This window comes from Pseudomonas sp. LTGT-11-2Z (genome assembly GCF_003691445.1).
GTDB classification, from domain to species: Bacteria; Pseudomonadota; Gammaproteobacteria; order Pseudomonadales; family Pseudomonadaceae; genus Aquipseudomonas; species Aquipseudomonas monteilii.
Genome location: NZ_CP033104.1, coordinates 4090189 through 4102544, shown reverse-complemented (window position 1 = coordinate 4102544; position 12356 = coordinate 4090189). Strand labels below are relative to the sequence as shown.

The following is a 12356-nucleotide window of genomic DNA, read 5'->3' as shown; positions in this document are numbered from 1 at the left end:
TGGCGCGAACGACACTATGCGGGCAAAAACTGACATCCCCGCCAGCTTGGACATCGGCCTGCTGCTGTACCCCGGCGTGCAGCGCGCGGCCGTATATGGCCTGGCCGACCTGTTCCTGGTGGCCAACCGGGTTGCGGCCGAACTGGGGGCTGTCGAACTGCCGCACATTCGCGTCAGCTTCTGGCAGGCCGACGAGGCAGGGCAGTTGCTGCCAGCCCCGGATAGCTCCGCGACTGCTGCACCGGGCCTGAGTGTATTGATCATTCCACCCAGCCTGGAGTCGGCCCCGCAAGCCGAACTGCTTGACCGTCACCGCACGTCGCTGTGCCAGTTGCACGGGCGCGGTACGGTGCTGGCGTCGGTTTGCATAGGGGTGTTTTTCATTGCCGCCAGTGGGCTACTCGACGGGCGCCCGGCCTGCACCCACTGGAACTACGTGCATGCCCTTGCCCAGCGCTTCCCCAAGGTGCGGGTAGAGGCCCGGCAGCCGTTGCTGGACGACGGCGATATCGTGACCTCGGCAGGGTTAATGGCCTGGACTGACCTGGGCTTGCGCCTGCTGGAGCGATTTCTTGGGGCGACGGTGGCGCGAGAGACCGCTCGCTACCTGGCCGTTGAGCCGACTACAGCGCCCTTGCCTGGGGCTCTGTTCAGTCCGCGCCTGGACCACGGCGACGAGGCCGTGTTGAAGGTGCAACATTGGTTGCAGGGCAATGGCGGGCAGGAGGCTGACCTTGCGGCGATGGCTGCGTGCGCGGGGCTGGAAGCGCGCACCTTCCTGCGGCGCTTTCGTGCCGCCACCGGGCTGCGGCCGACCGAGTATTGCCAGCAGGTGAGGGTAGGGCGAGCCTGCCGTTTGCTGGAGTTCACCCGGCGCAACGTCGAACAGATTGCCTGGGGTGTCGGTTACCAGGACCCGGGTGCGTTTCGCAAGGTGTTTCAGCGCATTACCGGCCTGACCCCAAGTGACTATCGACGGCGTTTTGCGGTATCAGGCCAGGGTGCTCAAAAACCACTTGACCTTGACTTTGCTTGAGGTTTTACCCTGCCGGGAATCGCGCTGCATGCGTCCGTTACCAGGAGACCGCCGATGTCGGCAAACCCTCATGCCCTTTGGTTCACCCAGATGATCGAATACGAAGTGCCCAGCATGTGCCAACAAGCATTGGCTCAGGCCTTGGTGGCGCGAAGCGAAGACCTTGCTGCGCGCTGTGAGGGGCTGCAGGGTGTCAGTGTCCAGGCCAGTGACGATGGCAGCCGGGTGCTGCAGTACCTGCAATGGCAGTCACGCCAGGCCTGGTCGGCGGCGGCCGTGTACTTCGTTGAGGAGCCCTTCCTTGAGCTGCTGGGGCAGCATCAGGCGCGCGGGGTGAACTTTGCAGCCTACCAGACGCTGCGCAGTTTGGTGCGCGGCGCCGATGGCGGCCTGCATTGTCAGGTGGGCGAGCTTCAGGCATACCAAGGCGCGTAATGCGGGTAGCGGTCCAGTCGGGCACCGATGACCATTTCGCTGATCCAGGCTGCCAGGATCGAGCTGTAGGCTTTCTGGCTCTCTTCGCTGGACAGCGCGTGATCGGCCCCGTCGACGATGCGATGGGTGAGCGAATGGGCGCTGATGAATGCCGAGCGGTAGCTCATCAGCGTGCTGTGCGGTACATAGTCGTCTTGTTCGGACTCCACCAGCAAGACATCCCCGCTGAACTCGGCGCACGCTGCCAGTGCGCGGTTGTCAGCCGGGCCAAGCGATTGCTGCCGGTAGGCGTTCAGGCGTTGGCGGTCGAGGGTTTGCTTGGGGGTGTTCCACTCGTCGTCCCAATACATGGCGGGTACCCGCAGGGCCAGCCATTTGACGGGCCGTTCGCGGGTCAGTAGCGTTGCCAGGTAGCCGCCATAACTGCTGCCGATGAGGGCGATGGCGCTACTGTCCACGGCTGGATGGCTCAGCAGCCGGTCGTAGGCCACCATCAGGTCATGCAGGTTTTGTTCACGCGTGACTGTCAGGCGTTGGCTTTCGGTCTTTTCGTGCCCGCGAAGGTCGAAGGTCATGCACACGCAGCCCAGTCCGGTGATGTGCCGGGCCCGGGCCAGATCACGCTGCTGGCTTCCGCCCCAACCGTGCACGAAAAGGATGCCCGGCATCTTGCTGCCGGGGCTGACCAGGGTGCCAACAATGCTGTCGTTGTCGACTTGCAGTTCAACGGTTTCACTCTGAACGGCCATGTTCGCGAATCCGTGCAAATTTGCTGAATTGTCCGAGTTCACTGTCGTTTCCTTGGTAGAAGAGGGTGGCATCAGCGGGCAGGTCGGGCGTGCCGAACACTTCGTGGGTGGAGGCACGGACCTGCTGCAATGCCGGGTCATCGGCAAATGCCTGCAGGGCCAGCAGCTCGGCACTGCTGGCGCCGCCCAAGCGCCAGGATTGCTCGAGCACACCACTACGCAGGTGGCCCTGAGGGCTCAGGCCGCGAGCGATGTCGTAGTTGCGCCGTGAGGCGATGAAACCAGGGAAGTGCTGCTCGGCAGCCTGCTCGTAAGTGATAGCCTGGTTGATCGCCAGACGCAGGTGGTCTTCCAGGGGGAGTTGCAGCAGCGCCTGATAGTCGCCACGTACCACCACAAGGTCGGATCCGCCATACACCTCGATGCCCTGGTGGTCATGGGTCAGCTGTTGGGTACCGTGATAGCTGCATGTCAGCCCCGCGACGCGCACTTGGCCGACGCTGAAGGTTTTTACGTCATTGAGGTCTTCTTCGAGTACCAGCCCCCACACTGCCAGCGCCTGTTCGTCCATATCGGCCAGCAGGGGTTCCAGTGCGTCCGCAGTGCTGATGACCGCTTGTCCGCGGCCTGCGGTAGCCAGCACCGGCTTGACCCGTAGCGGGCCGTCGAGCAGCAGCAACTGTGCGGCAGTGCGCGCATCGGCTTTGCTGAACACGGTGTAGCCGCGCAGCAGGGCGTCACTCGCCTGTTGGGCGAAGGCGTCAGTCCAGCCCGGTGGGAGGCTGGCCTTGGCCGGCAACGGGTGGGAGATTGCCTTGGTCGCCATGTGGGGGTAGGACACCAGGCCGCCAAACAGGTCCTGTTCGCCAAGAATACCCAGGGCGGCATAGCGCCTGGGGTCGATCAGGGTCTCGGTGGGTACGAAGTAGTAGCCATCGTTGGCGTTGGCCTGCTGCCTGGGCACATGTGGACAACCCAGCAGGCGGGCGAGACCGTCGGCAAGCTTGAGGTGCACGGCATGCTCATGCTCGGGCGTATGTTCGCGGGTGTCGAGCAACACCACGCCGGTTTTCGAATGCCAGGCACTGGGCATGGTCATTTGCCTGTGGGCAGTGAGTGTACTGTGTGTGAAGCCGGCACTTTGCGGAAGTTCAGCGGGACTTGATCGGTGGTCCTGAGCGCGTTGTAGGAAGTGTCTGATTGGCGCAAGGCGTGGCGGGCAATCCATGCCGTGTCTTGGTCGTCGCGATTGCAGGGTTCTGGCGGCTGTTCCATTATCGGCACATTGGATCAACCGTGATGTAGCCGCAGGAGAGCGCATGAACGTCCAGACCACCCTTGAGCAAAGCGTGCCACAGCGCCTGGCACGCCTGCGCCAGGCCATGGCGGCAGAGGGCATCGATGCCTTGCTGGTACCTTCGGCCGACCCCCACCTTTCCGAATACCTGCCCGGTTACTGGCAGGGGCGTCAGTGGCTCTCGGGTTTCCACGGCTCGGTCGGCACATTGGTGGTCACCCCCGGGTTCGCCGGGCTGTGGGTCGACAGCCGCTACTGGGAGCAGGCCGAGCATGAACTGGCAGGCAGCGGCATTGAGCTGATGAAACTGTTGCCGGGCAAACCCGGGGCGTTGGAGTGGCTGGGCGATAATGTAGCGCCCGACGGTAGCGTCGCGGTGGATGGTGCGGTCCTGGCGTTGGCCTCGGCGCGCCAACTGGGTGAGCGGCTGAAGACTCGCGGCGCTCGGCTGGTCACCGACAAGGATCTGTTGGGGCAAGTCTGGGATGGGCGCCCGGCGCTGCCGGGTAACCCGGTGTACCAGCATTTACCGCCGCATGCGACGGTGAGCCGGGCGGAAAAACTCGCGCAGTTGCGTCAGGGCATGCTGGCCAAGGGCGCCGACTGGCATTTCATTGCCACCCTTGATGACATCGCATGGCTGTTCAACCTGCGCGGCAGTGATGTCTCCTACAACCCGGTGTTTCTGGCCTTTGCGTTGATCAATGAGAAGCAGGCCATTCTGTTCGTGGGGCAGGACAAGGTGGACGCGCATTTGCGCCAAGTGCTGGCAGTCGATGGCATCGAGGTGCGCGACTACAGCGAGGCCGGTAAGGCTTTAGGTGCCGTACCGGCCGGCAGCAGGTTGCTAGTGGACCCGGCACGGGTCACCTGTGGCCTGCTGGAAAACCGTTCGGCAGGGGTCGTGCTGATCGAGGGGATCAACCCCACCACCCTGAGCAAGTCATGCAAAGGTGATGAAGACCTGGTTCACATCCGTCAGGTCATGGAGCAGGACGGTGCTGCCTTGTGCGAATTCTTCGCCTGGTTCGAGGCCAGCCTGGGCAATGAGAAAATCACCGAGCTGACGATTGACGAGCAACTGAGCGCAGCGCGCGCCCGGCGCCCGGGTTTCGTATCGCTGAGTTTCTCGACCATTGCTGCCTTCAATGGCAACGGCGCCATGCCGCATTACCGCGCTACCGAGCAGTCGCACGCGGTCATCGAGGGCGACGGGCTTTTGCTAATCGATTCGGGCGGGCAGTACCTGGGCGGCACCACCGACATCACACGCATGGTGCCGGTGGGCAACCCCAGCCACCAGCAGAAACAGGATTGCACCCGGGTACTCAAGGGCATGATTGCCCTATCGCGTGCCACCTTTCCGCGTGGGGTGCTGTCGCCGTTGCTCGACGCCATTGCTCGTGCACCGATCTGGGCAGACCAGGTGGATTACGGCCACGGTACCGGGCATGGGGTAGGCTACTTCATGAATGTGCATGAAGGGCCGCAGGTAATTGCCTACCAGGCGGCACCTGCACCGCAGACGGCGATGCAGGCGGGCATGATCAGCTCGATCGAGCCAGGTACGTATCGCCCGGGGCAATGGGGTGTACGCATCGAGAACCTGGTGGTCAATCGTGAAGCCGGCAAGAGTGCATTTGGCGATTTCCTGAACTTCGAGACGTTGACATTGTGCCCGATCGACACCCGGTGCCTGCTAGCCGAACAGCTGTCAAAAGAAGAGGTGGAATGGTTGAACCGCTATCACGCCACAGTGCGTGAGCGCCTGGCGCCGTTGCTCAAGGGTGACGCCTTGGCCTGGCTAGAGACGCGTACCGCGTCGCTGTAACGGAAAATTAAAAGGGCAGCTTATGAGCTGCCCTTTTTTCTACTTGCAGATGACGATCATGCTGCGGCTGGTGTAACCCGCCGGGTTGATGCCAAACAAGTAGTCGCCGGCTTCTTCATCGCTGTCGCCCGAGCGTGCGATGACCCGATAGCCGCGCGTGCTGCAAGAGCTCGCGGCTTTGCTGTAGCAGTTGTCCCACGAAGAGGAAAGGCCGGAGCAGTTGATATGCAGGCCCTTCTTGCCCCTCTTGACCTCAGTCTTGGCCGTGGCGGCACATCCAGCAATAGCCAAGATGGCCAGGATGAGAAAAATACGTTTCATTCCTGTCCTTAAATGCAGGGCCGATCAGCTGTCGTCTGGCCCTGTCGTTATCGCTTCGGTTCTTCCTGAAATTTCCCCAGCGTCCCTGTTCGGTCCAGTAGATAGCGTAAAGATGATGATTCTGTGACAGCTTAATCAGCGAGACGGGTCGCTACAATCTTTAATCCTGTCTCAAATGAAAATATTTCTCATATCAGTCTGCTGCGACGGCTGGGGCGGGCTCCTTGCGCATGGACAGCGTGGTGCCGACAGAGGCCGTAATGATTGCCAGAATCGCCAGCCATTGGGTAACCGTCAGCACTTCGCCCAGGAAAAGCAGGCCGGACAACGCCCCGAACGCCGGTTCGATGCTCATCAGGGTGCCGAAGGTGCGAGCCGGAATGCGCGTGAGGGCAACCATCTCCAGGCTGTAGGGCAGTGCTGTGGACAGTATCGCCACGCCCAGCGCCATGGGGATGACCGCGGGCGTGAGCAGCGCACTGCCCGCGTGGACAATGCCGATGGGGGCGACGAACAGTGCAGCGACCACCACGCCGAGCGCGGCGCTCTGGATGCCGTGTTCGGCCCCGGCACGTTGCCCGAACAGAATATACAGGGCCCAGCACACGCCAGCACCCAGCGCGTAAGCAGCGCCGGCCGGGTCGAGTGCCTGGCCACTTTGCCCTGCAGGCAGCAACAACAGCAAGCCGGCGATGGCCAGGGCAATCCACAGGAAGTCGATTGGCCGGCGTGAAGAGAAGATCGCCACGGCGAGCGGCCCGGTGAACTCCAGTGCAACGGCAATGCCGATGGGCACCGTTTGCAGCGCCATATAAAAGAGGAAGTTCATGCCACCCAGGGCCATGCCATAGATGACCACGTTACGCAGGGTGTTGGCGGTCATGCGTACCCGCCACGGGCGCAATATAAGCAGCATGATGATGCTGGCGAATATCAGGCGCAGGGCGGTGGTGCCTTGTGCGCCGATAATGGGGAACATGCTTTTGGCCAGGGAGGCACCCGATTGAATCGATGCCATGGCGATAAGCAGCAGCCCAATCGGGAAGAGTGTGGCGGCCAGGCTGCGGGGCTGGGTGTTCATTTCTGTGCGGCGATCCTTGGGCGGGGGAGTGATGAGCAATATAGTGCGCAATTGATGGGGCGCGTGGTAGCCCTGAAGTGCCTTCGGCATAAATATTTCAAAACATTGAAATTAAGGGTTGACCTCCTTGAAGGCGGCCCTATAATGCGCACCACTCCAACGCGGTAGCGAAGCGAAGCTAGCCACCCTGTTGAGTCAAGTGTTTGAAGCTAAACGAGTTTCTCTCAAAAAACTTCAAAATAAACGCTTGACAGGCTCTGAGGAAAGCGTAGAATGCGCGCCTCGGTTGAGACGAAAAGCTCTTAACCAAACGCTCTTTAACAAATCGAATCAAGCAATTCGTGTGGGTGCTTGTGAGTACGGACTGATAGTCAAAAAGATTATCAGCATCACAAGTGGCCATGCGAGAAATCACATAGTCATTTGAGATTGCTGAGCCAAGTTTAGGGTTTCTTAAAAACCCAAGCAGTATTGAACTGAAGAGTTTGATCATGGCTCAGATTGAACGCTGGCGGCAGGCCTAACACATGCAAGTCGAGCGGATGACGGGAGCTTGCTCCTTGATTCAGCGGCGGACGGGTGAGTAATGCCTAGGAATCTGCCTGGTAGTGGGGGACAACGTTTCGAAAGGAACGCTAATACCGCATACGTCCTACGGGAGAAAGCAGGGGACCTTCGGGCCTTGCGCTATCAGATGAGCCTAGGTCGGATTAGCTAGTTGGTGGGGTAATGGCTCACCAAGGCGACGATCCGTAACTGGTCTGAGAGGATGATCAGTCACACTGGAACTGAGACACGGTCCAGACTCCTACGGGAGGCAGCAGTGGGGAATATTGGACAATGGGCGAAAGCCTGATCCAGCCATGCCGCGTGTGTGAAGAAGGTCTTCGGATTGTAAAGCACTTTAAGTTGGGAGGAAGGGCAGTAAGTTAATACCTTGCTGTTTTGACGTTACCGACAGAATAAGCACCGGCTAACTCTGTGCCAGCAGCCGCGGTAATACAGAGGGTGCAAGCGTTAATCGGAATTACTGGGCGTAAAGCGCGCGTAGGTGGTTCGTTAAGTTGGATGTGAAAGCCCCGGGCTCAACCTGGGAACTGCATCCAAAACTGGCGAGCTAGAGTACGGTAGAGGGTGGTGGAATTTCCTGTGTAGCGGTGAAATGCGTAGATATAGGAAGGAACACCAGTGGCGAAGGCGACCACCTGGACTGATACTGACACTGAGGTGCGAAAGCGTGGGGAGCAAACAGGATTAGATACCCTGGTAGTCCACGCCGTAAACGATGTCAACTAGCCGTTGGAATCCTTGAGATTTTAGTGGCGCAGCTAACGCATTAAGTTGACCGCCTGGGGAGTACGGCCGCAAGGTTAAAACTCAAATGAATTGACGGGGGCCCGCACAAGCGGTGGAGCATGTGGTTTAATTCGAAGCAACGCGAAGAACCTTACCAGGCCTTGACATGCAGAGAACTTTCCAGAGATGGATTGGTGCCTTCGGGAACTCTGACACAGGTGCTGCATGGCTGTCGTCAGCTCGTGTCGTGAGATGTTGGGTTAAGTCCCGTAACGAGCGCAACCCTTGTCCTTAGTTACCAGCACGTAATGGTGGGCACTCTAAGGAGACTGCCGGTGACAAACCGGAGGAAGGTGGGGATGACGTCAAGTCATCATGGCCCTTACGGCCTGGGCTACACACGTGCTACAATGGTCGGTACAGAGGGTTGCCAAGCCGCGAGGTGGAGCTAATCTCACAAAACCGATCGTAGTCCGGATCGCAGTCTGCAACTCGACTGCGTGAAGTCGGAATCGCTAGTAATCGCGAATCAGAATGTCGCGGTGAATACGTTCCCGGGCCTTGTACACACCGCCCGTCACACCATGGGAGTGGGTTGCACCAGAAGTAGCTAGTCTAACCTTCGGGAGGACGGTTACCACGGTGTGATTCATGACTGGGGTGAAGTCGTAACAAGGTAGCCGTAGGGGAACCTGCGGCTGGATCACCTCCTTAATCGACGACATCAGCCTGCTGATGAGCTCCCACACGAATTGCTTGATTCATTTGCTGATCAGAACTCAGAAATGAGCATTCAGTTTGAATGTTGATTTCTGACTTTTGTCAGACCGTTCTTTAAAAATTCGGATATGTGATAGATATAGACTGATGACCAGTTTCACTGCTGGAAATCAGGCTAAGGTAAAATTTGTGAGTTCTGCTCAGCAATGAGCGAAATGCGAATTTTCGGCGAATGTCGTCTTCACAGTATAACCAGATTGCTTGGGGTTATATGGTCAAGTGAAGAAGCGCATACGGTGGATGCCTTGGCAGTCAGAGGCGATGAAAGACGTGGTAGCCTGCGATAAGCTTTGGGGAGTCGGCAAACAGACTGTGATCCAGAGATCTCTGAATGGGGGAACCCACTCAGCATAAGCTGAGTATCTTGTACTGAATACATAGGTGCAAGAGGCGAACCAGGGGAACTGAAACATCTAAGTACCCTGAGGAAAAGAAATCAACCGAGATTCCCTTAGTAGTGGCGAGCGAACGGGGACCAGCCCTTAAGTTGATTTGAGATTAGTGGAACGCTCTGGAAAGTGCGGCCATAGTGGGTGATAGCCCCGTACACGAAAATCTCTTGTCAATGAAATCGAGTAGGACGGAGCACGAGAAACTTTGTCTGAATATGGGGGGACCATCCTCCAAGGCTAAATACTACTGACTGACCGATAGTGAACCAGTACCGTGAGGGAAAGGCGAAAAGAACCCCGGAGAGGGGAGTGAAATAGAACCTGAAACCGTATGCGTACAAGCAGTGGGAGCCTACTTTGTTAGGTGACTGCGTACCTTTTGTATAATGGGTCAGCGACTTATATTCAGTGGCGAGCTTAACCGAATAGGGGAGGCGTAGCGAAAGCGAGTCTTAATAGGGCGTTTAGTCGCTGGGTATAGACCCGAAACCGGGCGATCTATCCATGGGCAGGTTGAAGGTTAGGTAACACTGACTGGAGGACCGAACCGACTACCGTTGAAAAGTTAGCGGATGACCTGTGGATCGGAGTGAAAGGCTAATCAAGCTCGGAGATAGCTGGTTCTCCTCGAAAGCTATTTAGGTAGCGCCTCATGTATCACTGTAGGGGGTAGAGCACTGTTTCGGCTAGGGGGTCATCCCGACTTACCAAACCGATGCAAACTCCGAATACCTACAAGTGCCGAGCATGGGAGACACACGGCGGGTGCTAACGTCCGTCGTGAAAAGGGAAACAACCCAGACCGTCAGCTAAGGTCCCAAAGTCATGGTTAAGTGGGAAACGATGTGGGAAGGCTTAGACAGCTAGGAGGTTGGCTTAGAAGCAGCCACCCTTTAAAGAAAGCGTAATAGCTCACTAGTCGAGTCGGCCTGCGCGGAAGATGTAACGGGGCTCAAACCATGCACCGAAGCTACGGGTATCATCTTATGATGATGCGGTAGAGGAGCGTTCTGTAAGCCTGTGAAGGTGAGTTGAGAAGCTTGCTGGAGGTATCAGAAGTGCGAATGCTGACATGAGTAACGACAATGCGAGTGAAAAACTCGCACGCCGAAAGACCAAGGTTTCCTGCGCAACGTTAATCGACGCAGGGTTAGTCGGTCCCTAAGGCGAGGCTGAAAAGCGTAGTCGATGGAAAACAGGTTAATATTCCTGTACTTCCAGTTATTGCGATGGAGGGACGGAGAAGGTTAGGCCAGCCTGGCGTTGGTTGTCCAGGTTTAAGGTGGTAGGCTGAAATCTTAGGCAAATCCGGGATTTCAAGGCCGAGAGCTGATGACGAGTTGCCTTTAGGCGACGAAGTGGTTGATACCATGCTTCCAAGAAAAGCTCCTAAGCTTCAGATAACTGGGAACCGTACCCCAAACCGACACAGGTGGTTAGGTAGAGAATACCAAGGCGCTTGAGAGAACTCGGGTGAAGGAACTAGGCAAAATGGCACCGTAACTTCGGGAGAAGGTGCGCCGGCGAGGGTGAAGGACTTGCTCCGTAAGCTCATGCCGGTCGAAGATACCAGGCCGCTGCGACTGTTTATTAAAAACACAGCACTCTGCAAACACGAAAGTGGACGTATAGGGTGTGACGCCTGCCCGGTGCCGGAAGGTTAATTGATGGGGTTAGCGCAAGCGAAGCTCTTGATCGAAGCCCCGGTAAACGGCGGCCGTAACTATAACGGTCCTAAGGTAGCGAAATTCCTTGTCGGGTAAGTTCCGACCTGCACGAATGGCGTAACGATGGCGGCGCTGTCTCCACCCGAGACTCAGTGAAATTGAAATCGCTGTGAAGATGCAGTGTATCCGCGGCTAGACGGAAAGACCCCGTGAACCTTTACTATAGCTTTGCACTGGACTTTGAATTTGCTTGTGTAGGATAGGTGGGAGGCTTTGAAGTGGGGACGCCAGTTCTCATGGAGCCATCCTTGAAATACCACCCTGGCAACTTTGAGGTTCTAACTCAGGTCCGTTATCCGGATCGAGGACAGTGTATGGTGGGTAGTTTGACTGGGGCGGTCTCCTCCCAAAGAGTAACGGAGGAGTACGAAGGTGCGCTCAGACCGGTCGGAAATCGGTCGTAGAGTATAAAGGCAAAAGCGCGCTTGACTGCGAGACAAACACGTCGAGCAGGTACGAAAGTAGGTCTTAGTGATCCGGTGGTTCTGTATGGAAGGGCCATCGCTCAACGGATAAAAGGTACTCCGGGGATAACAGGCTGATACCGCCCAAGAGTTCATATCGACGGCGGTGTTTGGCACCTCGATGTCGGCTCATCACATCCTGGGGCTGAAGCCGGTCCCAAGGGTATGGCTGTTCGCCATTTAAAGTGGTACGCGAGCTGGGTTTAGAACGTCGTGAGACAGTTCGGTCCCTATCTGCCGTGGACGTTTGAGATTTGAGAGGGGCTGCTCCTAGTACGAGAGGACCGGAGTGGACGAACCTCTGGTGTTCCGGTTGTCACGCCAGTGGCATTGCCGGGTAGCTATGTTCGGAAGAGATAACCGCTGAAAGCATCTAAGCGGGAAACTTGCCTCAAGATGAGATCTCACTGGGATCTTGAATCCCCTAAAGGGCCGTCGAAGACTACGACGTTGATAGGTTGGGTGTGTAAGCGCTGTGAGGCGTTGAGCTAACCAATACTAATTGCCCGTGAGGCTTGACCATATAACACCCAAGCAATTTGCGCGTAAGCCGAATTGTGGTGGTGAAGACGAAAGACCCGAAAGTTCGCAACATCACAAATATCGCATATCCGAATTGGCCAAGAGTGTTCACGAACATTCTGGCAACAGAATTTCTTGACGACCATAGAGCATTGGAACCACCTGATCCCATCCCGAACTCAGTAGTGAAACGATGCATCGCCGATGGTAGTGTGGGGTTTCCCCATGTGAGAGTAGGTCATCGTCAAGATTCATTTCGCAAAACCCCTATCTGCGCATGCAGGTAGGGGTTTTGTCTTTGTGGCCTGAAAAAGCCAAGCCCACGCAAGTCTCGGCTTTACCCAGATCCCTGTAGGAGCGGCTTTAGCCGCGAACACCGGCAACGCCGGTGCCATCCACCACGTCGCCTGCTTCAAACAACCAAA

7 protein-coding genes and 3 rRNA genes are annotated in these 12356 nt (G+C 57.4%); 6 read left to right on the top strand and 4 right to left on the bottom strand.

From position 1 onward, the window contains the following. Positions 1-16 precede the first annotated feature (16 nt). Entirely contained in the window at positions 17-1036 is a 1020-nt protein-coding gene (locus D8767_RS19225; RefSeq protein ID WP_016714993.1) for a GlxA family transcriptional regulator, read from the top strand. Positions 1037-1090: 54 nt separating this feature from the next. Beyond that, complete coding sequence (locus D8767_RS19220) at positions 1091-1471, top strand: antibiotic biosynthesis monooxygenase (RefSeq protein ID WP_016714994.1); 381 nt, start codon at positions 1091-1093, stop codon at positions 1469-1471. Here the strand turns inward: D8767_RS19220 and D8767_RS19215 are convergent. Together D8767_RS19215 and D8767_RS19210 are read right to left on the bottom strand one after the other, a co-directional pair. Then, positions 1450-2220 carry a S9 family peptidase gene (locus D8767_RS19215; RefSeq protein WP_028699787.1) on the bottom strand — a complete coding sequence of 257 codons (771 nt, stop codon included), beginning with the start codon at positions 2218-2220 and terminating at the stop codon, positions 1450-1452. The genes D8767_RS19220 and D8767_RS19215 overlap by 22 nt on opposite strands. After that, positions 2204-3319, bottom strand: coding sequence for a DUF3182 family protein (locus D8767_RS19210; RefSeq protein ID WP_016714996.1), 1116 nt, complete (start codon positions 3317-3319; stop codon positions 2204-2206). The genes D8767_RS19215 and D8767_RS19210 overlap by 17 nt, the downstream gene beginning before the upstream one ends. Positions 3320-3539: 220 nt before the next feature. On the opposite strand from D8767_RS19210, the gene D8767_RS19205 reads away from it, so the two are divergent. Continuing rightward, positions 3540-5348, top strand: a complete 1809-nt coding sequence (locus D8767_RS19205; RefSeq protein WP_016714997.1) for an aminopeptidase P family protein — start codon at positions 3540-3542, stop codon at positions 5346-5348. A 39-nt stretch (positions 5349-5387) separates the two neighbouring features. On the opposite strand, the gene D8767_RS19200 is transcribed toward D8767_RS19205, so the two are convergent. Both D8767_RS19200 and rhtA read right to left on the bottom strand, forming a co-directional pair. Next, positions 5388-5669, bottom strand: coding sequence for a hypothetical protein (locus D8767_RS19200; protein WP_016714998.1), 282 nt, complete (start codon positions 5667-5669; stop codon positions 5388-5390). A 193-nt stretch (positions 5670-5862) separates the two neighbouring features. Then, positions 5863-6750: a threonine/homoserine exporter RhtA gene (gene rhtA / locus D8767_RS19195; protein ID WP_016714999.1), complete on the bottom strand. Its 888-nt coding sequence runs from the start codon at positions 6748-6750 to the stop codon at positions 5863-5865. Between the two features lie 473 nt (positions 6751-7223). On the opposite strand from rhtA, the gene D8767_RS19190 reads away from it, so the two are divergent. The 3 genes from D8767_RS19190 (at position 7224) to rrf (ending at position 12181) form a co-directional block, all read left to right on the top strand. Further along, positions 7224-8760 (top strand): 16S ribosomal RNA (locus D8767_RS19190). Positions 8761-9039: 279 nt separating this feature from the next. Beyond that, positions 9040-11932: ribosomal RNA gene (locus tag D8767_RS19185) — 23S ribosomal RNA — on the top strand. Positions 11933-12065: 133 nt separating this feature from the next. After that, positions 12066-12181 (top strand): 5S ribosomal RNA (rrf, locus tag D8767_RS19180). The 16S, 23S and 5S rRNA genes sit together here, the layout of an rRNA operon. The last annotated feature ends 175 nt before the right edge of the window (positions 12182-12356 follow it).